The sequence below is a fragment of the Halobacterium sp. R2-5 genome (assembly GCF_011734195.1).
Classification (GTDB): domain Archaea; phylum Halobacteriota; class Halobacteria; order Halobacteriales; family Halobacteriaceae; genus Halobacterium.
Window position 1 is genome coordinate 237,317 of record NZ_JAANTH010000003.1, and the last position, 25,221, is coordinate 262,537.

Below are 25,221 nucleotides of genomic sequence, written 5' to 3' on the forward strand. Positions count from 1 at the left end.
GTCGTATTGCGCGACATCTCAATCCCTGGGGGTCTGCTGTGGTCTGTTGCCGCTGCGTTTTAGTCTCGGTATCGGTGACGTGGCGCCTTCTCTTCTACCAGTTCGTGGAAATACCCTTTAGGATTATAGTATCGATGTGGCGTGGATTATCGGAGCCTCCCGAGTAGTTTGTAGTCGTGATCGGGGGTGTACCGGCGGAACAGAAGGCTGTTCGACAGCACTGACACCGACGAGAACGCCATCGCCCCGGCAGCCAGCACGGGCTGGAGGAGGCCCAACGAGGCCAGCGGGATCATCGCCGTGTTGTAACCGAGCGCCCACACGAGGTTCTGTTTGATCTTCTGGAGTGTCGCGTCCGAGATGCGGATGGCCTTCACCACGTCGAGCGGGTCGTCGCGCATTAGCGTCACGTCCGCCGCTTCGATGGCGACGTCCGTCCCGCTCCCGATGGCGGTCCCAACGTGGGCGACCGCGAGCGCGGGCGCGTCGTTGACGCCGTCGCCCACCATCATCGCCTTGCGACCTTCGTCCTGGATGGCCTCGACGGCATTGGATTTGTCCTCGGGGAGCACCTCCGCGTGGACGTTCTCGGGGTCGATGCCGACCTGCTCGGCGACGGCACGAGCAGTCCGCTCGTTGTCGCCGGTGATCATCATCACGTCGACGCCGCGCTCTTGCAGTTGGTTCACGGCCTCCGTCGCACTTTCTTTGATCGTGTCGGCGTCAGCGACCACACCGACGAGTTCGCCCTCGTCCGTGCCAGCGGGCACGCGGGCGACGAGCATCGCCGTCTTCCCCTCGTTCTCGAGGCGCTCCATTGTCTCCTGAGCGGGCGAGGGGTCGATTCCGTTGTCACGGAGGAGCTTTCGGTTTCCGACCAGCACCTCGCTGTCGTCAACAGTTGCGCGGATACCGTGGCCGGGGACGTTCTCGAAGTCGTCGGGGTCGCTCACGTCGATGCCGCGCTCTCTAGCTCCGTCGACGATGGCACGGGCGAGCGGGTGCTCGCTTCCACTTTCGGCCGTGGCAGCGAGCCGCAACACGTCGTCCTCGCTGAGACGATCGCGTGCAGTTAGCGCTCCGCCGTCGGCTGTCGGTTCTCCACCGTCTGCGGCGGGTCGGCCGTCACCGTCGAAGACGACGACGTCAGTCAGCTCCATTTCACCTTTGGTGAGCGTCCCGGTCTTGTCGAAGACGACCGTGTCGACGTCTTTTGCGCGTTCGAGGATGTCACCGCCCTTGAACAGGACGCCGTTCTGGGCACCGATCGTCGTCCCGACCATCGTTGCAGCAGGCGTCGCTAACCCAAGCGCACAGGGACAGGCAATCAACACGGACGACGCGAAGACGACGAGCGCGAACTCGAAGACTGAGACGGTGCCACCAGCCACGGCTGGTCCGCCAGCGACCGCTCCCCAGAGCGGGAGCCACTCGACGAATCCGGCGAGTGCTTGGGGGAAGAGGAACCACACGGTGCCCCACAGTAACGCGTTCGCGATGACCGCCGGGACGAAGTATGCCGAGATGCGGTCGGCGAGGTTCTGGATGTCTGGCTGGCGGGACTGGGCTTCCTTGACCGTCTGAACGATCTGCTGGAGCGCCGTGTCTGCACCGACCTTCGTCGCCTCGACGACGAGGACGCCGTTCTCGTTGATCGTCGAGCCGACGACTTCGTCGCCCTCGCCTTTCTCGACGGGGACCGACTCGCCGGTGACCATCGACTCGTCGACAGCACTCTGTCCGTCGACGACGACGCCGTCGGTCGGGATCTGTTCACCAGGCCGGACCTTCATGCGGTCGCCGACGGTGACATCTTCGAGTGGCACTTCCTCTTCGGAACCGTCCTCGTCGACGAGGGTGGCCGTCTCGGCCTCCATTTCGAGGAGCTTCCGGAGGGCGTCGCCCGCCTGCCCTTTCGAGCGGGCTTCGAGGTAGTTGCCAAGCGTGATGAACACGAGGATCAACGCGGCAGTGTCGAAGTACAAGCTCCCCGCGATCAGTCCGGCAAGTACCGCGACTGAGTAGAAATACGCAGTGGACGAACCCAATGCGATGAGCACGTCCATGTTGGCGCGCCTGTTGTTGACCAGCGCGTTGTAGGAGTTCTTGTAGAACGGCCAGCCGAGCACGGCCTGAACGGGTGTCGCCAGCAGGAACTCGACCCACCCGAATTCGACGCCGAAGACCGTCTCCGGGAGAATTCCTCCGCCGAGCAGAAACTTCTCTGCGAGGAAAAACAGCATCGGGGCTGAGAGTGCGGCTCCGAACAGTGTCAGACGGAGCTGTTTTCGAATCTCACCCTGTCGTGCAGCGTCCCGAGCGTCTTCGCCCGATTCACCGCTGTCGCTGTCTTCACGGACCGGTGAGTACCCAGCGTCCTCGATAGCGTCGTAGAGCGCGTCGAGGGACGTGTCCGCGGGGTTGTACCTGACCTGCGCTTCGTCGGTGGCGAAGTTCGCCTCGGCCGCGATGACACCCGGCGTGTTCTCGAGTGCGGTCTCGTTCGTCTGCACACAGTTGGCACAGGTCATATCGGAGATGCCGATGGTCACCGTGTCAGACACCGCACCGTACCCGGCCTCCTCGATCGCTTCGTAGATTTCTGCAAGCGATACCTCGTCAGGGTCGTACTCGACGGAGCCCTCGTCTGTGGCGAAATTGGCGTTCGCCTCGACGACGCCGTCGAGTGACTCCAGGGCGTCGCCAACTGTCCCCGAGCAGTTGGCACATGTCATCCCTGTGATGTCGAGATGTGCGGTGCGTGTCTTCATCGTCATACTATAGGGGCTACTCCGTTAGGTGAGTTTCTACTTAGATATTGGGGGTAATCAACGGCGTTTACTTTCGATTCTAAACTGTCGTCAGCGCTATACGCCCTCGTTGAGACGCTGGTGTCGATCTCCGAAACAGGATTCGTCGCAGCAGTTGTTACGGCAGCTGGGGTGCTGTCTGTCCTCTACGCCCTGTATGCCCCGACTCCCTGAGTATTCGGGACGCCCAGTCGAAAAGCGGCCTCTACGCGCCTGCCCGCTTCGACGCCATACTGTTCGGACTGACCTCGTTTTCGATAGTGTAGATTCGTAGTGGGTATTATTTGCGAAAATCACACTGAGTGTATGAACCGTGGAGTCGGCCATAGTCGTGCTACGGCCCCACGACCTTTAGTCCAGTTCCAGAATCCCGAGATTGCCGGTCACTTCCCCTTTGGAATGTCAGATAGAGATCTATAATACAGTATTAATAGGCAGACCGGATATGTAGCGTCCGTTCCTCTCTATATCGCTGTCCACAGGGTGGGGGAAACCCGATGTTACTCTCCGTCTCACTTACTGTGGAAATCCGGGTTACACAGCCCGTGCTCCTCTCACTAGTCCTAGTCAGGGCTTGGGTGTTGATAACAAAGTGTGGTCGCGTTAGATGGGTAGTGTAATGGCTCTGACCCAGCTCGACCACGTAGGCGAGAACCAACAAATGGCCGAATGTCTATAACTGTCTCGCAGCGGCCCGAGCATGCGAGTGGTGCACTGATGAGTGTCTCGGTGACGAAGACGTGGAAGAGTGTGCCCGTCTCTGTCGAGATGGCACCGATCTCAGGCGCTCCACGACTGTGTGGAGACCTACTGAGAGACGGCTTCGTAAACGCAGAGTTCCGTAACTTCACTTTTTGCTAGACCAGTTCCCATGGATACGCCAACGAAATCGATTACCGTCCTCACGGGGACCCTGGGAGTCTGGCTCACGACGTTCCCGTTCATAGTGAAACCACCATCCCTTGACACGTGGAACGACGTCGTCGTCGGTGGAACTATCGCTACCTTAGCGGGGTATAACTACTCCCGTGAGCGAATACAGGGTGGACCCGGCAAGGGCATCTCTGGAATACTTGTGCTGTTCGGCGGGTGGCTTCTGCTTGCTCCGTTTATCACCGGAGTGGCTGGAGGCCTTCTTTGGAATGACGTGGTCGTCGGCGTGTTTGTGACAGCGTTTGCAGGATACAACGTGTACGTAGCTCCGTCTGGAGAACAGACGGTTACTCATGTGCCAACCAATGATACTGAATCCCTAGCCACGACTGACAGTCAAGACACCATTCAGACACTATTCGCCCACACTGACGGTGTTCGAAAACAGCGCGGGGTGAGCTAGTACAATGGATAGCTGGAAATCAGTAGCGGTTGTGGTCGCTGCCATCGTCGCGATTCTCGTGGCTACACAACCGGTCTTCGTCGCCGGGCTGACATTGTTCGACTACGGGGAGACGCCGAGCGAATCGTACACCACAATGCAGACCAAAGACGTGAGCAGATTTCCGGTTGATGACCCACAGCGTCAGAGTGAACTCACTGCTCGGGCCGCGGCGCCACCTAACTCTGGGCTCGACTACTCAACCGTGGTTCGCGTTCCCGAGAACGACTGGCAGGCAGCTATGGCGGCATCTCGCCTACGGGCAAGCGAAGATGCTCTGCTCTTCTATGGCGACGCCACGCCGCCCGATAGCGCCAATGGAACCGACACGTCCAACGTCTCTACCGTAAACATCGCTGGTGGGAATCCTGCCGAGGCAGCCGCTTCTATCGCCACTCGTGGGAACGGACCTGACGACATCAGTCCGAACAACGTCATCATTGTGAACTCTGACGAGCCCCAGTGGGCACTGCCCGCTGTCGCCTGGAGCGCCTACTCTGGTGACCCGATTCTGTACGCGAACGAAGATGGAGTCCCGGACGCCACGCTAGAGGCAATTGCGGAACTGAACGCCTCACACGCCTATGTCCTCGCACCGGGCGGCCTCGTGAGTGGCGAAGCGCTCTCTGACCTCGACGTCGAGTGGACACGGGTCGCAGGAGACACCCCACAGGACCACGCCATCGAGGTGGCAGAGTTCCGTGACGAGTCGCGGGACTTCGGCTGGGGAATTCATGAACGCGATAAAGTCGGTTACTACAACTTCATGCTCGTCAACCCCAGTGAGCCCGAACACGCGGTCTCATCGGCGAATCTACAGCGGGGGAAAGCCGGTCCGATCCTACTCGTCAACGATGACGGGAGCCTACCAGCTGTGACCGAAAACTACGCGTGGCAGTCTCAACCGGCCTGGTTCTCGACCCCCGCAGAAGGGCCGTTTAACCACCTCTTCGCAATGGGGTCGACGGACCAGGTCTCCTGGGTTTCCCAGGGCCGCCTCGACTACGCAGTTGAGATCACCCAGTACCGCCATCAGGGTGCTGGCCTCAGCCCGCTGGAATCGCTCGCTGCGGTCTGGGCCGGGTTCAGCATCCTCGGAGCGTCGTTCGTGTTCGCCCATGCACGTCACCGACTACCTGAGATGAACGACTGGACGACGATGGTCTGGCCACTACTCACCCTTGTTCTGGGCCCATTCGGGCTGGCCCTCTACTGGCTTTCCTACAGGGGAAGACAGATCGTTACAACTGACCAGGGACCACGCGTCCTTCGTCCGTATTGGCTTCGAGCAGCCACAGCGACTGCGATGGGTGTTGGATTCGCAGGAAGCACGATGATCGCGACGGGATTCCTCCTCAACTACCTGGGCATTCCGATGATCGTCTTCGACGGGCCACTGTTCTGGCTCGGGAATGCGATGACGGTTCTCATCGTGCTCGTGTACGTCATCGCGTTCCTCGTGTCGTGGCTCGTCTTCCACATTCCAATGTTGAAAGACTCACAAGGCCTTGACACCGGACCGGCGGCGAAGAAAGGTGCGAAGATCGTCGCCGTGAGCATGACGAGCGTTTCTGTCGGGATGATGGGTGGAATGTGGGTGATCATGATGCTCAAGCTACCGATGATGCCAGGAGACGACAACATCCTCTGGTTTGGCGTGATGGTGTTCGCGACGCTGATCGGGTTCCTCATCGCCTGGCCAGTGAATGGACTGCTCGTTCGGAAAAACCTCAAACCGGGTGGTGCGCTATGAGTGACCGCAGTCGACGGACGTTCCTGCGTGATCTCGCTGCGCTACCAGTGGGAGCGACCCTCGGGGGCGCCGCACTCACGTATCGAGAAGTCCGGTCATCCAGTCAGCAAACCCAGGGCGGGCCCTCGTCGGCTGACTTCGACGAGGGGACCGTCACGAGCATGACAACCCGTCTCGCCGGGAGTAACGACTACGAGACGGCGGCGGCGTTCACGCAGAACGTCTATACCGCCATTAACGATCACACTCGGCCGGGTGCAGCGATTCTCATCAACGACAGCGATCTCGCTGCAGCACTCCCCGGCGTGGCTTTTATCCATCACCCAATCGACGGCGCGGTTCTCCTGACCGAACAGGGTTCCTTGCCCGCGGTGACGCGTGAGGAGATCGAGCGCCTCCATCCGGAAGGTGTTCACGTCGACGGAGACATGCAGGTGTACATTATCGGTGGTGAGCGATACATCAGCAATGATGTTCAGCAGACTGTCGAAGCGATGGGGCTGAAGACCAGACGTATCGCGGGAGAGACCCCGATTGAAGTCGCGGCTAACGCCGATCAGTACCTCAGTACGATTCACGCAAATCACCGGGACACCACATTCATCGCCGACCTTGACGACCTTCAGACTGCCATCCCGGCGCAGTCCTGGAATGCTCACGGTGGCGATGGCTTCCTCTACATTGATGGTGACCGCATCCCAGAGGCGACCCAGCAACAACTCGAAGCTCGCTTCAACGAGGCGTACATGTATCTCCTCGGCGACGAAAGCAAGATTAGCGAACAGGCAGCCCGTAATCTCGCACGGTTCGGCCACGTACAGCGGATACCGAGAGGATCTGACCCATACGAACTAAGCGTCGGGTTCGCTGGGTACAAGGATATCGGCCGGAATCAAGGGTGGATCTTCGGCGAGTGGCCCCGTAACATCGGTTGGGGCATCGCTGAAAGCGGTCACAACTTCATCTTCGCGAACCCGGACAACTGGCAGACGGCGCTTCCGGCGTCTGTCGAAAGTCATCGCGGGAAACACGGTCCGATGCTCCACGTCGAGCAGGATACAGTTCCGGACGCCGTCAAGAACTATCTCACGAATCTCACCCGGCCACACGACTCTGCACCCTACGACCGGAAGTACAACCATGGCTGGATCGTCGGCGATACGGACCAGATTAGTCAGCGAGTCCAAGCCCAGCTCCACGCAATGCTCCAGGAACCAAAGGGTGACCAATGAGGCGAATCGTCGCCACATTCGACGACGCTGAAGAAACAACAGCGGCCAAGCAAGCGCTTCGTGATGCGGGCTTAGAACCCGACGAACCGGAGATCGACAATCCGTTCTTCGACCCAGCGACAACGATGCCAGAACGGCGGGGACTCCTCTGGGGTGGACTGCTCGGCGGCATAATCGGCGCTGCACTGCTATTCATGATGGACCAGAACATATTCTGGATTCCTCGTGTCAGTCCAATTATGACCGCTGGCCAGTACATGCTTGTGTTCCTTGGGTTCGGGCTTGGTGCCGTAATCGGTGGATTTCTTGGAGGTGTGATTGGCACGTCTCGACAGGTTTCTGAACGAGATCAATCCAGAATCGCTGTCATGGTCCCCGATAATCGCGTTGGTGAAGTGGAGGATATCTTCCATGCACAGGGTGCGACAGCAGTCGACGGTACCGTGACCCACCACGAGCATCCTCACCGAACAGAGGCGACTGAATCTAATACAGCTCGTGAATGAACTCACCATGCAATCAGAACTCCAATATGGCACTTTGTCACGCTCTCGCTGGAGCGGGTCAGCACTATCACGACACCAGTACATCACACTGTGAGATGATGAGTGAACTGTCTATCGTCAATGCTATTGGGGTGCTTTCGCTCGAAAGGGCCCAGCGTTCGATGGGGGACCAGAGCTCCTCAAGCGGTAGTCTACTCGTTGAACAACCCCGAAAGCAAGGGGATTATGCGCCTCGTCGAGGAAGCCCAGCAGAGCAAGTCCCAGACGCAAGTATTAGCCGACCGCGCGGCCGGCTGGCTGTTCTACGTCGCTCTCGGAGCGGCAGTCCTGACAGCCATCGCGTGGACACTCGCAGTCTCGTTCAACGCGACCGTCATCGAGCGTGTGGTCACGGTGCTCGTCATCGCCTGCCCGCACGCGCTCGGACTCGCCATCCCCCTCGTGGTCGCAATCAACACGTCGTTGGCGGCTCGGAACGGGATGCTGGTCCGGGACCGTATCGCGATGGAGGAGGCGCGGAACTTGGACGCCATTATCTTCGACAAGACGGGGACGCTCACTGAAGGCGAACACGGCGTCGTCGACATGGCGACCGTCGACGGCGTCGACGAGGACGACGCGCTCGCGCTAGCGGCGGCCGTCGAGAGCGACTCCGAGCACATGATTGCGCGAGCCATCCGCGAGGCCGCCGGAGAGCGCGACCTCTCTGCGCCTGACGCGACCGGCTTCGAGGCGATCAAGGGCAGGGGCGTCCGAGCGAACGTCGACGGCGACGAGGTGTACGTCGGCGACCCGAATCTACTTACCCAACTCGATAGGGACGTTCCCGATCATCTCCAGCGCTTCGCAGACGAAGCCGGCCAGAACGCCCAGACCGTGGTGTACCTCGTTCGCGAGGGGGAGTTGATTGCCGCGTTCGCGATGGTAGACGTGATCCGCGAGGAGAGCTACCGCGTCGTCGACGCCCTGCACGACCTCGGCGTCGAGGTAGCGATGCTCACCGGGGACTCTCAGAACGTCGCTAACGCCGTCGCCGACGAACTGGGTATCGACACCGTGTTCGCGGAGGTCCTCCCCAAAGATAAGGACAAGAAAGTCCAGGAGCCCCAGGACCAGGGTAAACTCGTGGGAATGGTCGGCGATGGCGTAGGACTTCGAGCCCCCGGTAGTACCTGTCCGTCAGCTCTTGGACGCGGTCCTCGATCGGCGTGGTCACTCCGTACCGCTCCTCGAGTTCGACCAGAGCCTCGTTCGCGAACGTGTCGAACTGATTGTCAACCAAGCGAATAAACCCGAAAACGTGAGGTACCTGCCCAACGTTTTCGCTGTAACCGAGAGCAGATAGTGAATGTACGACTTGACGCACTTCGTCGTCTACACCGGGTAGATACCGACATCTAGGAGCGTTTTACAAAGAACCTTAGTCAACCCGTCAGAAGATCGCGAATCTTTTTATCGCTGGTTGACGGATTTGCGTCCGTGAATCCTCGGAAAGGCTTTCTTCTCACGCTGGTGGCCGTCCTTTTCGCCTTGTCCGGCGTGCTGATCCAGCCGTTTCTCCAATACGTTCTCGGTGCCGTACTTCTCGCTTATCTGCTCTACCCGCTCCAACTCCGTTTCGAAGAGCACGCATCCTCGATGGTGACGGCGTTCTCTCTCGTCGTACTGGCAGTCGTCGGATTCGTCGCACCGTTGGTCGTCGTCATCGGTGCGGTCGCCGACAGTGCCGAGCGAACTCTCCGGAAATTCGAGACGAACGGGATACAGCTCGGAGGGATCGAATCCCGAGTCGAGGAACTCACCGGGCAGGAGATCGATATCCTCGGAGAACTCGTCGGCTCCGGGCGGGAGCTCGGAACGGTCGTGTTCGACATGTCGATCGACGCCTTCGAGACGATCACGTTCCACCTCATCGGAGCCGCGCTGGGCCTGTTTCTCCTCTACTACCTTCTCAAAGACGGCGACGACCTGTTGGACTGGATTACCCAGATGGTCCCGCTTCCCGCGGACATTCAGCGTGACCTACACTCCGAAATCAACGGCGTGATGTGGGGCGGCCTCTTCGGGCACGTCTTCGTCGCCCTCGTCCAAGGCGTCGTCGCCGGGATCGGGTTCGCAGTGGCTGGTGTTCCGAATGCGGTATTTTGGACGGCCGTCATGATTGTCCTCGCTATGGTTCCCCTCGTCGGAACGATTCCGATCTGGGGAGGAGCGGTTGGCTATCTATATCTCACGGGCAAACCGGCTTTCGCTGTGGGATTGTTCGTTTACAGCGTGATCATCGTTGGGCTTACCGATGACTATCTCCGTCCGTTCGCTGTCAATAGGTACGCGAAACTCAACCCTGCCGTTATCCTTCTCGGAATCCTCGGCGGGGGGTACGCATTCGGGGTCATGGGACTATTCTTTGGCCCCGTCGTTCTCGGCGCACTCAAAGCCACTCTCCGTGTTAGTTCGGAGAACTGGTCTCGTCTCGACGAGAACGAAGCCGGTTGACCATCTTTCCCATTCGTCTCCCGCGGGACACGTCTGTCGAGGGACTGAGCATCTGCAAGGGGCGGAAATCACGCTGTTCCGGACGGTACTAGGCTCAGCCGGCTTTTCACTGCTATTCAAACCGGCCAGCGAGACGTTTTGAAACTGTAGTGAGATACACCGTGCCCACATTGCGACGGGGATCGCGCCGATCACGTTTAAAAACAAGTCGACGATCGTGTCGTCGGCCCCATGCTGGGCGGGAACCGGGTCGACATCAAGTAGTAACGCGCTTTAGTCGAGCGGTCTGGGATCTATGGACTGTCGGTTCAGTGCAGCCGCCAGATCAGCGATCGGATCTTGTAACCCAGCGTCCCACTCTGGTAGCCGCGCCAGCCGCTCATGCCACCGGCGAGAGTAGTCGCGTCGTACCCCTCGTCGGCGAGAATGCGGGTCGCTCGCTTCGCGACAATGCCCATCTTGCAGACGGTCACGATCTCCTGGTCTCTGGGGACTTCGTCGAGACGCTGTCGGAGCGCGTTCTCGTCGCCAGAACGCAGGTCGTGGTACACCGGGAGGTTGTGACTCCCGTCGATGTGCTGGGCCTGGTAGGCTTCGCGTGGGCGAATATCGAGGACGAAGGGCTGCTCGCCCTCGGGCTGGATATCCAGGTCACTCGGGCGGATTTTGCTCATTACCTCAGCTTGTAGATGGCGTCAGTAAAGCGTGCCGACCGTTGGTAACGACAACCTTCGATTCAACCGCGCTCGTACAGCCGTCAGACACAGGACCTCTTAACCAACAATTGAAGAGTACGCACGCCGCAATGCCAATAAGGGCAGCCACGATTCTGACCACCCCAAACGGTGAAATCACGAGTTGCTCGGCCAATTCGCAAGCAACTGGTTTCACCTTCGTGGCTTGGCAATTCTCTGGGATTCCTCACCGGTGAGAACGAACGGCATCGTTTTGGTAGATATCGACAAACGTTACCACATCATATGAAACACGAGGGAGCCCGATCAACCATCGAGGGGCGAGTGCGTGAAACAGTCGTGGACCGGTCTGATATCCACAACGTCCATCTACTCGTTCACTCCGGAAGCCGGGATATTCACTGGAATGTGGCGTTCGGTCAGACGGGGGATCACCCTGCGGATCCCGACCAGCCCTATCACGCCGCGAGCGTCGGAAAGACGTCTTCTGTCATACCGGGCGCTGAAAGAGCAACACCCGCGATAGGTCCGACTGGTACTTGAGAATAAAGCGCACCAGGCGGGACGGAGATTTTCTCTATTCACCACTCCCCCGTTGTCGTTTGATACGGTTTTCAACTCAGCCAGCTAACCGAAGCCATCCTTACCCGAAATCCCTCGCTCATGCTGACATCACCCGACGACCTGTGCTATCGCGACGGCTTCCCGGTAGCATGCGACTGCCAGCAGCAGGTATCCACCAATCAAAAGTACCCACTCGCGACGCGTCAGCGACCAGTCCTTCGGGGATCGTACCCATTCGAACTCTTCGTTCCACCGGGGCCTGGATTTCTGGTGCCAGAGCATCACACCCCGCGTCGCGACCACGATCGCGACGATCGCCGTGATCTCCATCGGGCCGCTCCGTTCGACGAGCACTGCCAGCGACGGCGCGATGCGCTCGCTCGTCCCGATAGCGAGCGACCCGGTCCCCCAGACTGCCCCGTAATAGGGCGCCTGGACGACCTCGATGACATACCCCATCGGCGTGTTCACCGACCGGAGCGTGTTCGCGGCCACGGCGATCAACGAGATACCGACGTTCCACGCGAACAGCATCAAGAATTCTCGCGGAGTACTCCCTGCGTACGTCGTCGGTGCGGCGGGATTTCCGCCCCGCAACAGTCCCTGGGGGAGGAGAAAGTAGCTCAGGATCCACGCGGCCGTGAACACCGTCGCGACGACGACCCACAGCGAGACGAACCGGACGAGGACGTCGTCGTGGTTGACGTACCGTCCGATTTTCTTCGATATCCGACCGATTGGACCGGTCGCGTTCGACGCCGCCATACAGGGAGTTGTCGTACGCCCGCCGACAAATACGTTACCGAGCCGAACGGTCGACACCGAGGATGGACCAGCGGCGATGACAAGTGCGAGGGCGGTGATAGTGAGCGTCGCGACGAGCACTGGTGGCTACCCCGATGCGCCGACGGCGAGTGCCGGTCCTGTGGGGAGACAAACTCCTGTATCGCGTTCTAATCGGCGGCACGAACCCCCACCTGCACGCAAGTTACACAATGATTCAAGCCCGAAGTAGTTCCGTGACGTGAAATCGGGGGAGCTCACTGAGTAATGGTACAAGATAGAAGCGGGAGCCAGTCGCCGTGGTCACGGTCGGTGAGCGACGTTCTTGAGCAACGCGGGGTATCCACAGACGAGGGCCTGACAGAACCGGAAGTCGAGCGCAGACGAGAACGGTTCGGTCCCAACGAGCTGCACGAAGTCGAACAGCGACGTTGGCTAGCGGTTCTGATAAGCCAATTTACGAGTGTCATCGTCCTTCTGCTCGCAGTCGCGGCCGTGGCGGCGTTCGTGATGGGAGACGTTATCGAAGGAGTCGCGGTTCTCGCTGTTCTGGTCATCAACGGCGCTATCGGCTTCGTCACCGAGATGCGAGCCATCCGCTCGATGGAAGGCCTGCAGGAGATGACGGAGATCGAAACCAGGGTCCGTCGAGCCGGTGATGATCGAGAAATTCCGGCGGAAGACCTGGTTCCGGGAGATATCGTCATCCTCGATGCTGGGGATATCGTCCCGGCCGATCTGCGGGTAATAGATCCGTCCAGACTCCAAGTTGACGAGTCGGCTCTCACTGGCGAATCGGTCCCCGTCGGCAAGACGAGCGGCCCCCTCGATGAGGACGTGCCCCTCGCCGAGCGAGAGAACATGCTCTACAAGGGGACGTACCTGACTCGCGGGACCGCAGAAGCAGTCGTTGTCGCCACGGGACCAGACACGGAACTGGGGCAGATATCGGCATCGCTCCAAGAGACAGGTGAGAAGAAGACGCCACTCCAGGAGAAGCTCGACGAGCTGGGACAGAAGCTCGTTCCATTACTTCTCGTGGTGGCGGCTATCGTCCTCGTGTCTGGATGGCTCAGAGGGCAGGATCTCTTCCTGATGGTCGAAACGGCCATCGCGCTGGCGGTTGCGACAGTGCCGGAAGGGCTCCCCATTGTCGCCACGCTCGTGTTAGCGAGGGGGATGTGGCGGATGGCCGACCGCAACGCACTCATCAGAAACCTCGCCTCCGTCGAGACGCTCGGCTCCACAACCGTCATCTGTACTGACAAAACGGGGACGTTGACGGAGAACGAGATGACCGTGGCCGCCTACGAACTGGCGAATGGCTCGGTAGAGGTCACGGGCACTGGACTCGACACCGACGGGACGTTTCAGCACGGCGGCCAGGAGCGAGACGAGCCACAGGACCCCGCGATGCAGGCGGCACTCGAAGTGGGCGTCCTCTGTAACAACGCCTCCGTAACCGAGGGGGACGGCGAGGTGAACGTGACGGGTGATCCGATGGAAGTTGCCCTCCTGATCGCCGGGGCGAAGGGAGGGCTCGACCGAGATGACCTCCTCGAATCGCTGCCGGAAGCCCGGGAGGTGTCGTTCGACCCGGCGGTCAAGATGATGGCAACGTACCACGACTTCGACGGACGGTACACGGTAGCCGTCAAGGGGGCTCCGGAGGAGGTCATCGACGCGTCCTCCCGGGTAGTGACGGGGGAGGAATCCCGGGAGTTATCGACGACCGAGAAGGACGAGTGGCTCGAAAAGAGCGAACGAATGGCCGAGGACGGGCTGCGCGTTCTCGGACTCGCCCGGAAAAACGTGGACCGTACAGAGGGCTCGCCGTACGAGGAGCTGTCGCTGATCGGGCTCGTAGGGTTGATCGATCCGCCGCGCGAAGAAGTCAAATCGACTATCCAGTGGTGCCAGGACGCGGGGATGCGTGTCGTCATGGTGACCGGCGATCACGCGGGAACAGCCGAAAATATCGCCCGGAGCGTCGGACTGGTGGACGCGGACGACACCGAGGTCGTCGAGGGCAGTGAACTCGACGACGTCGAAAACCTCACCCAGGAAGAGCGGGACCGGTTCGTGAACGCATCCATCTTCGCGCGAGTCAATCCCGCGAATAAGCTCGATTTGATCGACGTTCATCAGGCAGCGGGCTCTATCGTTGCGATGACTGGCGACGGCGTCAACGACGCGCCGGCGCTCAAGCGGGCCGACATCGGCGTAGCGATGGGTCAGCGAGGGACGCAAGTTGCCCAGGAAGCGTCGGACATGGTTCTGCAGGACGACAACTTCGAGAGCATTTATCACGCCGTCAGAGAGGGACGGATCATTTTCAGTAACATCCGGAAGTTCGTTCTGTATCTCATGTCGTGTAACGTCAGCGAACTGCTCGTCATTCTGATCGCCGCGCTCCTCGGCCTCCCACTCCCGTTGCTCCCCCTGCAGATTCTCTTCCTCAACGTCGTGACCGACATCTTTCCGGCATTCGCGCTCGGTGCCTGCGGTGGCAGCAGTGACATCATGGACCGCCCACCTCGGGACCCCGAGGAACCGATTATGACGCGAACCAACTGGACCGAACTGGGGCTGTTCGGGGTGCTGATTTCAGCCGCGGTCATCGGTGCATTCGTAATCGGCGGTGGGATGTACGCCGGCGGTATGGCCACCGATGAGGCCGTCACAATCTCGTTTCTCACGCTGGCCTTCGCCCAGCTCTGGCACGTGTTTAACGTCCGGGATATCACGTCCGATCTCGTCCGAAATGAAGTCTCGGAGAACCTGTACGTGTGGGGGGCACTGGGCCTATCATCAGTGATCCTCTTCGGCGCAGTCTACTTGCCCGGCATCTCCCTGGCGCTGAGCACAACCCCGATTGGGTTCGAGGGGTGGCTGCTCGTGTTCGGGATGAGTCTCCTGCCCCTTCTCCTCGGACAGATAGAGCGTGAATTCCGACGGCGATTTGAGACGTCTGGCCCGTGACAATGCTCGGAACCAGGATTCTCGATTGACCACAACGACTGCTGTGACTCTCTGGAGGCGTAACCGTACTCTCCTGAATCATCGTCGGCCGCGGCGGTGGGAGTAATTCGGACCTCCAGGCGTTCAACACCGAGCGGGTCGCGGAGGCGAAGTCGAGGCCGACCAGTGTCGCGTCGTCGATGTCTTCCCGCAGGCGTTCGGCGTACTCGATTGGCTGGAACCCGTCGTCGGCACCCCACAGCAGGAGCGTCTCGGCGGTGATGTCCGAGGGATCGATCTCCACCGTGTGGTTTGTGTTCGTCGCGATAGCGTTCCGACTCAGCGAGACGGTTTCCCCCTCTGAGTTCCATGGCTGCTTCATTCCCTCGACGAACTCCTCGTCGGCGTCGGGAAACTGGTTCGGCCGGCGACCGCGGTGGTAATCTTGGTCCCGAAGCTATCGAAGAACTGACTTGGTTCAGCGCCGATGTAGATGCCGCCGACGGAGCCGCCGTCAAGGGTCGCCGTAGACGAGACTGCTGTCAAGATTGACAGCGGGTGATATTGTTTATAAACTGCAATAGACACCGGCACGAAGCTAATTCTCGATGTTGAGTTGTTCTGAGTGAATGACGACGAACTGGTAGCTGTGTTTCCGTAGAAGAGGTCTGAAAAACACAGTCTCTCGGGGTATGAGTTTCTAGTTTAGAAGTTATTCTATCTGACTGCTCTTACTCGCTCAGGCTTGAGTGGTTGGGCCATCGACACCGACTGAAACCTCACTAAAGGTAGTTTTACGCCCTCAAATGCGTATCGGACTCTCCATACCTCGTGGGTGGAAAGTCGGGTGAGTGCACACGTGAGAATTGCACCATTTATGCATTACTGTAGCCGACACAGACCGCACCAAGCCCTCGATGGAAAGACACCGGTTGAAAAGGTGTATAACTAGACAGTACGGGCCGAGTAGATTATTAGTTACCAGACCTCTGAGAATAAGTCTTCGTACTCTTCGACGGGGGCATCGTCCGGTACAGAGGATGCGTACGTAGCCAGGACCATCACGGCGAGCTGGCTGACAAGCACTGGGATGAACGCGAGGAAGCCGAATGTGAGGCTACCAGGGAGGTATCCCAGTTCGAACGCCCAGATACCGACGAACCCCCAAATCAGTCCCGCGTATGCGGTGTACTTGGTGGACCGCTGCCAGTAGAACGCGGTGACGATCGGGAAGAACATCAACGCGTACCCGGAGAAGGCGAACGTCGCCGTGTCGATGATGGAGTCTTTCGTCAGGAGTGCGCCGACGTACGCTGCGACGAAGATGAGGATGAGGAAGAGTCGTGTGAACCAGACTTCTCTCTGTTCGGACGTATCGAAGAACTCGCGCACGACGTCTTCAGAGAACATTGTGCTGAGTGTGAGTACTTGACCGTCGAGACTGGACATCAGTGCAGCGAGGATGCCGGCCAGCGCGAAGCCAATTGCCCACACCGGGAGCAGCTCGCCGACCATTGTGGGAAGGATGAAGTCAGGGTTAGCCAGGTCGGGGAACTGTGCGATGCCCCAGAAGCCGATGAGAACGGCTGGAGTCCAGACGAGAAGGACGGCGACCGGGTAGAGTACTGACGTGTTCTTCAGGGTTTTGACGGAGTTTGCGGTCATGTACCGGATGAAGAGGTGGGGGTACACGAACGCACCGAAGGCGACGATGAGTCCCTGTGAGAACCACGTTTTCGGCCCGAAGGGCGGGATTCCCGACCGGCTCAGGAATACGCTATTGTTGATCTCAGCGACGGCCTGTGTTGCTTCATCGAACCCGCCGAGTCTGAGGGGAATCCAAATGAAGATTGCGAGTAAGAACAGGATGAAGACGGCACCCTGGAAGGTGTTCGTCCAGCCTGTTCCACGCATTCCCCCCTGGTACACGTAGAATGCGACGACGGCTAATGTGACTAGCGCGCCTGCCCAGTAGGGGACGAGGCCGTTGGTGATCGCTTCAAGCGTGATGCCTGCCCCCTGAACGCCGACGAGGACGTACGGGATCGTCCAGACAGTGAATAGCGCCAGAACGACGAGCCCGAGGTATTTCGCGTTCCAGCGGTGATTTAGAATTTGGGCGGGAGTGATATGCTCGAACCGTTTCCCGACGAGCCAGATCCGGTAACCGATCGTCATGATAAACACCGGGAAGAGGAACGCGAACAGGGACACGAAGAACCCGTACGCTCCAGCACCGGCGCCGTATGCGAGTCCTGGCGCTCCGATCATGACGACTGCCGTCATGTTTGTCGCGAAGAGAGCAGCGAGCAGAACAATGGTGTTGAACGACCGATCCGCCATGAGGAAGTCCTCCCGGTCCGACCCGGTCACTCGTGACGCGAACTGTCCGATACCGAGGACGATCAGGAGGTAAAGTCCCGTGATTCCGAGGATGATGAGGTTCGCCGTTGATACCATACGTTATCCCTCCTTGTTGGCGTCGTAGCTTTCAGGTGGTTCTGGGGCCGCGCGGTACAGCACGTAGAGGATCGCGATCCCGACGACGTTGAATAATGCATCGTACGCGATTTGCGCCGGGAGCCAGCCGAAGACAAGTGTTGCGGAGTCCATCAGGCCAAGGAATTGGCTTTGATGCAGTACGATCATGAGTACGATTACCCCGAGGAACGTGATACCCCGGAGTGAGTTCGGGTACCATATGCTACCACGGAACATGTCCACCTGCCAGATTAGCGTCTCCCATCATAAATGTTCCGTACACATTCGGGTTGACAGGTATACCCGAGCCCTGTGCCCTACGACTGCAGCAGTGAGTGTTCGTATGGCGTCGCAGTGAGGGTAACCGTTATTAGGAGTGCGGATAAGTTTGGGGTGTGATGGCAGAGATCGTGCTAGCAGCCTGTAGCTACCAGTACAACACACCCTCACGCCACGAGGTGGCTGAATGACGGACGTCACGACAATCGGCGGCGGTCCTGGCGGTCTCTACGCCAGCCTCCTCCTGAAAGAAGCGAACCCCGACTGGAACATCACAGTTTACGAGCGGAACCCGCGCGGAGTCACCTACGGGTGGGGGATTGTCCTTCCGAACCGGACGCTCTCCAAACTCGAGGAAACCGACGGCCCCTCCCATGAGACGATTCAGGAGACTGCGACCCGCTGGGACCCATTCGACCTCTACTATCAAGGCGAGCGCTACCGATCGGAGGGTCATGGATTCATGAGTCTCCAGCGAACTGACCTTCTGGACCTCCTTCAGGAGCGGTGTGAAGAACTGGGCGTCGACCTCGTGTTCGATCACCCGATCGAGAACCCACGCGAGGTGGCAGACGAGGCGGACTTCGTCATCGCCGCCGACGGAATCCATAGTAACACTCGGCGCGAGTACGCAGACGAACTAGGCGCGGAAACCATTACAGGGTCGACGCGGTTCTCTTGGTTCGGTACAAACGCTGACTTCGACGCACTCAGCCACATCTTCGTCGAGAACGAAGACGGAATCTGGTGCGCGCACACGTACCCCGGGCCGACCAGCACCTTCATCGTCGACTGCGACGCAGAAACGTGGGCGAACGCGCGTTTAGACGAGCGGTCCGAATCCGAATACCTCGCCTACCTGGAGGACGTGTTCGCCGAGCACCTCGACGGCCACGAATTGCTTTCACAGACGGACAAGTGGCGAACGTTCACAACGGTCAAAAACGACCGCTGGCACCACGACAACCTCGTCCTCCTCGGAGACGCTGCCCACACTGCCCACTACTCCGTCGGGTCAGGGACGACGATGGCGCTCGAAGACGCCATCAGTCTCGCGAACGCCTTCGAAAACTACGATGGGGACCTCGAGGAAACACTCGCTACGTACGAGTCGAACCGCCGGCCGAGCTCGGAATCGCTGCAGCGAGCCGCGGAACGGAGCCGGCTGCACTTCGAACACATCCGCCGATTCTATGGGTTCGAGGGCGTCCAGTTCGCGCTCCATCACCTGACGCGCTCCGGGCGACTCTCCTACGACAGTATGCGGCGCCGCGACCCGGAACTAGTCGCGGAGTTCGAAGAGTGGTTCCAGGCTGAAACAGCAGGACAAGCAGACCACTCGTCTCCGAGTATGCAGCCACTGAGCCTCGACGGGCTTGAGCTCGACCAGCGGACGGTTCGCGCGAACGAACCAACTGTGTCTGCGTCGGATGGCCAGCTTCCGAGTCACGAGACGGCAGCGTACCGTGAACTCACTTCCTCCCACGATGGGCTCACGCTCACTGAGCCACTCGCAGTCTCTCAAGATGGCCGGCCAACCGCGGGAAGCCCGGGCCTCTACACGGAGGAACACCGTACTACTTGGGAACAGATCGTCTCGGAGAGTGATACGCCCGTCGGGGTCCAACTCGTGCACGCGGGCAGTCGTGGCGCTGGACAGCCACGCGCGTTCGCCTTGGACCGGCCGACGTCACGAAACGAAGCCTGGGCACCACGGTTGACCGATCAGTATCCGACGCGGCCGGCGGCGTTCGCTCCGGAGTCGATGGACGCGGAACGTCGTGAGCGGGTTCGCGACGATTTCGTAGCTGCGACTGAGCGGGCGGCGACTGCAGGATTTGATCACCTCCAGCTTCACCTCGGGAACGGCTACCTGCTCGGGTCGTATCTGTCCTCGGTGACGAACGCCCGGGAGGACCAGTTCGGAGGAACGCTTACGGACCGCTTGCGGTTCCCGTTGCGTGTCGTCGAAGCAGTCCGTGAGGTCTGGCCGGTAGATCGAACACTCGGTGTCGCAATTCAGGCAGATGATTGGACAGACGACGGTCTCACGCTGAGCGACGCGATCGACGTCGGTGAAGAACTAGTTGACGCCGGTGTTGATGTCCTCGCGCCCGTTGCAGGTGGGGTCGTTGCCGACGAGAACCCGGACCAGATCGAGGGCCTGGCAAACTACAGTGACCACCTGCGGAACGAACTCGACGTACCAACGATCGCGACGATTCACGCCACGACTCGCGACGAGGTGGACACACTTGTTGCAACTGGACGAGCGGACCTCTGTACGTACTACGGCCCGGCCCTGGAAACGGAATAAGTCGCGTTAGTTCGCGTTCTCTGCGGCCAAATCCTCCAGTTGTTTCATGTCTATCTTCCCGACTTCAGTACGCGGGAGCTCCGTCATCACTTCCAGGCGTTCCGGGCGTTTGAAGACGGCAACCCCCTTTTCCGCGAGGAACTCGGAGAGCTCGTCTAGGGTGAGGTTTGTTGCGGATTCGGTGAGTTCGACGAATGCACAGGGTCGTTCGCCGAGGCGTTCGTCCGGCATCGCTACAATTGCCACGTTCGCGACGTCAGGGTGCTCAGCTACGACGTCCTCCACGCCTGGTGCGTAGATGTTCTCCCCGCCACGGATAATCGTATTCTTGATTCGCCCGAAAACGGTGTAGTTTCCGTCTTCTCGATGGGAGAGCACGTCTTCGGTGTAGAACCAGCCGTCGTCGTCGAAGTTCTCAGTGTTCTCCTCGGCGTTCCGGAAGTACCCGGTGAAGTAGCCCGGGCCCCGAACGGAGAGTTCGCCCGTCTCCCCCTGTGGGACGGCCTCGTCGCGGTCGAAATCGACGATATGGACATCTGCGCCACCGGAGATCGGACGGCCGACTGTCTCAGCTTGGACGTCTACGTCGTCTTGAGGGCGGGTACAGATGAGTGGGCCTTCCGCCATGCCGAAGATGTTGCAGAATCCGACGTCCCATGCGTCTACGCTATCGCGAACAACGTGGGGTGGGACTTTCTGGCCGCCGCTGATGATGACCTCGAGGCTGGAGAGGTCGTATTCGTCTAGATCGGGGTGTTCGAGGATGTCGATAAGTTGGGTGGGGATGAACAGCGAGTACATCCCGCCTTCCCGTTCGATGAGCTCCATCAGGGATTCGGGTTTGAGTGTTGGCTCGACTGCGACAGTCGCACCCTCCCAAATAGCGGCGCCGACGATACAGTTCAGTGAGGCGTTGTGACCGATTGGAACACTCGGGAAAGCGATCCAGTCGCTGTCAACACCGGCAACGTCAGCCATGTGCTCCCACTGATAGAGATAATCATTGTGCGTTCGCGGGATTCCCTTCGGCATTCCAGTGGTCCCACCGGAAAGCAGCATCACTCCGGGTTCGGTCGGTGGGACCTCCAGGGAGTCGAGTCGCTCGTCGTCCGGTGTGGTTTCACACAACGAGTCAAAGTCTTCCCACCCGTCCGGGAGTGAGTCTCTGTCATCAGCCACACCGATAACTGTCTCGAGGTGGGGGTACTCTGACTGGAGATCGTCGACGAGCGATACGAAGTCGAATCCCATGTCGTATCGATCGCCAGCGGTCAGGTAGACTGTTGCGTCGAAGTGGTCTAGGAGATGCCGGACTTCGGCTTCTCGATGGCGAGGGAGCGCCTGTACGGGAATTGCACCGACTCGGGAGCAGCCGAAGAACGCTTCGAGGAACTCGACTGAGTTCGGCAATTGGAAGACGATTCGTTCGCCGGCGGTGATGCCGTTTTCGTCGAGCGCGGTTGCTAGATTTCGGGAGCGTTTTGCGAGCTCTGCGTAGGTTAACTCCCGGTTGGGGCCGGTGACTGCGACCTTATCTGGTGTTTCGCGTGCGCGCTGGTCGAGGACCTCGTGGAATGTCAGGTCGCGCCAGTAACCTGCGTCGCGGTAGCGGTCGATTCGTTCCTGTGGGAAGGGGACGTAGCCCTCTAGGGATGCGGGTGAGAGATCGTCACTCATGGGCTTCAATACCACAATAGCAGACGTCTCCCATAAATCATCGGTGTCCTGTCTGAGTTAATTTGGTCTGTGCCTTTCGATTAGAGCCGTGCATGAGGGGGTGGATGAATATTGATGAGGAATGGGGACTTACCCCATGGATACGTTTTATGCAGAATATGTTCGCCCAAACGAACCGCGTCTCGGTGAATTACTTCGAACCTGTTCGTGTTAGGCCCGATTATGAGAACGACTATCAAGCTAAGACTGGGTTACAGTTGGGTTCCTCATAGCGGGAACTCACTCAGAAGCAGTCGGAACCTCCTCATAAAGGACGGGAAATTTTCCCGTATAACGAGATTTTTGTCGAAATCGCGAGCTGAGAGGGGAAACCACTATGGAACCCACCACACATCGTGGGAGTATGAACGACGATCAGACCAAACGAGTGCAGGCCGACGACACCCTCGTTTCGATTCTGGAAGCAATTCAGGACAACGGCGGTGCAACAGCTTCCGAGATAGCAGACATCGTTGGTGTATCGAAAAGTACAGCCTACAGACACCTCACGACACTCCACGACCACCGGTTAGTCACGAAGCAGAACGGGACCTACGATCTCGGCCTTCGGTTTCTCGACTTAGGTGGCTACGCCAGGGAGCAGCACACCGTGTTTGGGGACATCAAACCCACCCTCAAAAATATTGCAGAAGAGACGGGAGAGTTCGTCGGATTTCTCGTCGAGGAGGACGGGCTCGGGGTCTACCTGCATACTGAGATGGGGAACAAGGGCGTGCAAAACGATGTCCGAATCGGCCGACACGTCCACCTCCACCAATCCGCGGCCGGCAAAGCAATCCTTGGATCACTCCCGGAACAACGTGTCGAAGAAATCATCGACGAGCACGGGCTCCCAGCCAAAACATCCGAAACAGTCACAGATAGAGACGTTTTCCAGGAGGAGTTAGCAACCATCCGCGAGCGCGGATACGCGTATGCACGCGGTGACCATACAGAGGGGCTTTGGGCAGTCGGTGTCCCAGTTCACGACCGGTCAGACCAAGTTGCAGGCGGTATCCTCGTTGCTGGTCCGACACACCGGATGCAAGGCGAGTGGTTCGAGCAAGGCCTCCCGGAATATCTGAAAGGGACCGTCAAGGAATTCGAGCTGAACTTATCGTTCTCCTAGCTGGGATTACAGGGGTACAGGTGTAATGCCGGTGGCTTGCTCACCACACTCTGCTGGTTGTCGTAGTGCGTGGTACGCGATAATCAACTACAGTAGACCGGATCGGGTCGGGGAGTGACGGTTCTCCTTAGTCGATTTTCTCGACGTACGTGTACTCCTCGTCGAGGGCTTGGGCGTCCTCCGGGAGCAACGCGACGGTGAGGTGGTCGGCGTAGTCACTAAAGTACTCCACGACGCGCGCGATGCGGTCGGAGTCGATGGCTTCCAGCGAGTCCAACACCATGAACGGAACGTCCTCGTACACCTCGTGGACGAGGTAGCCCGCGAGCGCGAACACGAGTCCGGTTACCTCGCGCTCGCTCTCCGAAAGGTGGTCAATCGTGTCTCGATAGGACGTGCCGTCATCGGTCGCACGGATGATGTGGAGGTCGAAGGTGGTCTTCTCGACCTTACGGCGCCCCTCGCGGACCTCCTGCTCGCGACGCTCCACCCAAATGCGCTCGATGTTGTCGTACTCGAGCACAGCGAGGACTGACTCCATGTGGTCGTTGAACTCTTCGACGGCTTCTTCCTCGATACGGTCGACTTTCGTCCGGAGATCCGTGAGCTCCTCGTTGACCTCCTCGCGGCGGGCCGCCAGTTCGTCGCGCTCGCCCAGCGTCTCCTCGTGGTCCGCGATGTCGGCTTCGACGTCCGCGAGGTCGCTCTCCAGACGTTCGATGCGAATCTCGATTTCGTTGGACTTGCGGTGGAGCTCCAGCACTTCGTCGTAGTCGCCGCCCGTGCCAACGTCTTCGGTCTCGGCCTCGAGGCGCTCGACCTCCTCGCGCTGCTCTTCGAGAGAGTCCTCCAGGGAGTCGATGCGCTGCTCGGTGGCCTCGATTTCGGTCTCGACCTCCGAGAGGCGGCGCTCGGTGCGCTCGCGCTCGCGCTGCTGTCGCTGAATCTCCGAGCGAGTCGACGAGAGTTCGTCGATCTGTGCCTCCAGGTCGCTACGTTCGTCGAGTTTCTCCGCGCGGAGGTCACGGAGTTGGTCGACCGTCCCCTCGATGCGGTCGCGCTCGACCTCCGACCCACACGTCCAGCAGACGACGTCATCGGCCTCGTCGAGGAGCTGCTGGGTCGGGTCGGCGTCGGTGTCCTCGCCGAACTCGTCGAGGTCGAGGCCTTCGCCGTCGAGCATCTCCTCGTTGAAGCTGATGACGCTGCCGAGTTGGCTAATCGTGTCGTCGAGTGCGCGCTTGCGCTCGCGGAGCTCGTCGATGCGACCGGCGAGGTGCTCGGGGTTCTCGTCGTGACCCTCTGCCTCTTCGAGTTCAGCTTCGAGCTGGTCGCGTTCGCCGCGGAGGTCGTCGAGAGTCTGCTGTTCGGTTTCGAGGTCGAACTCGAGGTCCTCGAGGTCAGACTGGGCGTCCCGCAGCGCTTCGAAGGCCTCCTCGATGGCCTCCTTCTGGGAACGGCTCTGTTCGAGGCTCACATCTTTTTCCTCGATTTCGGCTTCGACATCCGCGAGTTCCCCGCGCGCTTCTTCGAGCTCGTCTTCGATCCCCTGTTTTTCGGCTTCGAGTTCGGGGAGTTCCCCCTCGATTCGTTCGAGTTCTTGAATCTGGTCGTCTAGGTCACGCTTTTCGTTCTCGAGGTTTCGAATCTGGGATTCGATTTCCTCGGTGTCGACGGGGTCCATGATGATCTCACGGAGGTCGTCGCCGCGGGCGACGGCGCGGCGGACTTCCGTATTCTCGAGGAGGAACGCGAACTGGTCGGCGACAGTTGAGTCGTCGAGGTAGGGGTCGCCACCGTAGACGACGGTGTCACCGCTTTTCGTGAGTGTTCGCGTGTACGTTTCGTCGCCGACCTGTAGCTCGACTTCGCCTTCGTCAGCGTCGCCTTTCAGCGAAGCGCGCTTGCTACCAAGACCGGCCATAATCGCCTGCAGGAACGATGTCCGGTTGGTTGCGTTCCGACCGGTCAACACGGTCACGCCTGGCGGTAGCGTCACCTCGGCTTCGTCGATGCCACCGATGTTGCGGGCGTGGACGCGTACGTCTCGTTCGGTAGACTGCTGAGATGCCATTACCTGTGTCCAAGAAGGGGAACGTCTTAAGAGTTATCACACCTGTCGTA

The 25,221-nt window shown here is 59.5% G+C and carries 15 protein-coding genes and 2 pseudogenes; 9 read left to right on the forward strand and 8 right to left on the reverse strand.

Going from position 1 to position 25,221, the window contains the following annotated elements; genetic code table 11:
- Positions 1–146: 146 nt before the first annotated feature.
- On the reverse strand, positions 147–2,771 hold the full coding sequence (locus G9C83_RS15700) for a copper-translocating P-type ATPase (RefSeq protein ID WP_167247737.1): 2,625 nt from the start codon (positions 2,769–2,771) through the stop codon (positions 147–149).
- Between the two features lie 910 nt (positions 2,772–3,681).
- Between G9C83_RS15700 and G9C83_RS15705 the strand changes: the two genes are divergently transcribed.
- The 6 genes and pseudogenes from G9C83_RS15705 (at position 3,682) to G9C83_RS15730 (ending at position 10,172) form a co-directional block, all read left to right on the forward strand.
- Positions 3,682–4,146, forward strand: coding sequence for an SPW repeat protein (locus G9C83_RS15705; protein ID WP_167247667.1), 465 nt, complete (start codon positions 3,682–3,684; stop codon positions 4,144–4,146).
- A gap of 4 nt (positions 4,147–4,150) precedes the next feature.
- Positions 4,151–5,938: a DUF4396 domain-containing protein gene (locus tag G9C83_RS15710; RefSeq protein ID WP_167247669.1), complete on the forward strand. Its 1,788-nt coding sequence runs from the start codon at positions 4,151–4,153 to the stop codon at positions 5,936–5,938.
- Positions 5,935–7,170, forward strand: coding sequence for a cell wall-binding repeat-containing protein (locus tag G9C83_RS15715; RefSeq protein WP_167247671.1), 1,236 nt, complete (start codon positions 5,935–5,937; stop codon positions 7,168–7,170). Before G9C83_RS15710 ends, G9C83_RS15715 begins: the two co-directional genes overlap by 4 nt.
- Complete coding sequence (locus tag G9C83_RS15720) at positions 7,167–7,676, forward strand: hypothetical protein (RefSeq protein WP_167247673.1); 510 nt, start codon at positions 7,167–7,169, stop codon at positions 7,674–7,676. The genes G9C83_RS15715 and G9C83_RS15720 overlap by 4 nt, the downstream gene beginning before the upstream one ends.
- Positions 7,677–7,796: 120 nt before the next feature.
- A pseudogene (locus G9C83_RS15725) lies at positions 7,797–8,825 on the forward strand (HAD-IC family P-type ATPase); the annotation flags it as partial.
- A gap of 330 nt (positions 8,826–9,155) precedes the next feature.
- Positions 9,156–10,172 carry an AI-2E family transporter gene (locus G9C83_RS15730; protein WP_167247675.1) on the forward strand — a complete coding sequence of 339 codons (1,017 nt, stop codon included), beginning with the start codon at positions 9,156–9,158 and terminating at the stop codon, positions 10,170–10,172.
- Between the two features lie 308 nt (positions 10,173–10,480).
- Here G9C83_RS15730 and G9C83_RS15735 read toward each other — a convergent pair whose 3' ends face one another.
- The gene (locus G9C83_RS15735; protein ID WP_167247677.1) at positions 10,481–10,846 is read right to left on the reverse strand and encodes a rhodanese-like domain-containing protein; all 366 of its coding nucleotides are present in this window, start codon (positions 10,844–10,846) and stop codon (positions 10,481–10,483) included.
- Positions 10,847–11,539: 693 nt separating this feature from the next.
- Positions 11,540–12,316 (reverse strand): hypothetical protein, encoded by a 777-nt coding sequence (locus G9C83_RS15740; protein ID WP_208288930.1) that lies wholly within the window; start codon positions 12,314–12,316, stop codon positions 11,540–11,542.
- A 210-nt stretch (positions 12,317–12,526) separates the two neighbouring features.
- On the opposite strand from G9C83_RS15740, the gene G9C83_RS15745 reads away from it, so the two are divergent.
- A complete protein-coding gene (locus G9C83_RS15745; RefSeq protein ID WP_208288933.1) occupies positions 12,527–15,196 on the forward strand; it encodes an HAD-IC family P-type ATPase in 2,670 nt (889 codons plus the stop codon).
- A 145-nt stretch (positions 15,197–15,341) separates the two neighbouring features.
- Here the strand turns inward: G9C83_RS15745 and G9C83_RS16320 are convergent.
- The 3 genes and pseudogenes from G9C83_RS16320 to G9C83_RS15760 all read right to left on the reverse strand — a co-directional run.
- Positions 15,342–15,584 (reverse strand): annotated as a pseudogene (locus G9C83_RS16320) (alpha/beta hydrolase); the annotation flags it as partial.
- 569 nt (positions 15,585–16,153) lie between these two features.
- On the reverse strand, positions 16,154–17,635 hold the full coding sequence (locus G9C83_RS15755; protein ID WP_167247681.1) for a sodium:solute symporter family protein: 1,482 nt from the start codon (positions 17,633–17,635) through the stop codon (positions 16,154–16,156).
- Between the two features lie 3 nt (positions 17,636–17,638).
- Positions 17,639–17,893, reverse strand: a complete 255-nt coding sequence (locus G9C83_RS15760; RefSeq protein WP_167247683.1) for a hypothetical protein — start codon at positions 17,891–17,893, stop codon at positions 17,639–17,641.
- 229 nt (positions 17,894–18,122) lie between these two features.
- On the opposite strand from G9C83_RS15760, the gene G9C83_RS15765 reads away from it, so the two are divergent.
- On the forward strand, positions 18,123–20,252 hold the full coding sequence (locus tag G9C83_RS15765; RefSeq protein ID WP_167247685.1) for an FAD-dependent monooxygenase: 2,130 nt from the start codon (positions 18,123–18,125) through the stop codon (positions 20,250–20,252).
- Between the two features lie 6 nt (positions 20,253–20,258).
- On the opposite strand, the gene G9C83_RS15770 is transcribed toward G9C83_RS15765, so the two are convergent.
- The gene (locus G9C83_RS15770; protein ID WP_167247687.1) at positions 20,259–21,929 is read right to left on the reverse strand and encodes an AMP-binding protein; all 1,671 of its coding nucleotides are present in this window, start codon (positions 21,927–21,929) and stop codon (positions 20,259–20,261) included.
- Positions 21,930–22,332: 403 nt separating this feature from the next.
- On the opposite strand from G9C83_RS15770, the gene G9C83_RS15775 reads away from it, so the two are divergent.
- Positions 22,333–23,097, forward strand: a complete 765-nt coding sequence (locus G9C83_RS15775) for an IclR family transcriptional regulator (protein ID WP_167247689.1) — start codon at positions 22,333–22,335, stop codon at positions 23,095–23,097.
- A gap of 127 nt (positions 23,098–23,224) precedes the next feature.
- Here the strand turns inward: G9C83_RS15775 and G9C83_RS15780 are convergent, their stop codons facing one another.
- On the reverse strand, positions 23,225–25,171 hold the full coding sequence (locus G9C83_RS15780) for an archaea-specific SMC-related protein (RefSeq protein ID WP_167247691.1): 1,947 nt from the start codon (positions 25,169–25,171) through the stop codon (positions 23,225–23,227).
- Between the last annotated feature and the right edge of the window lie 50 nt (positions 25,172–25,221).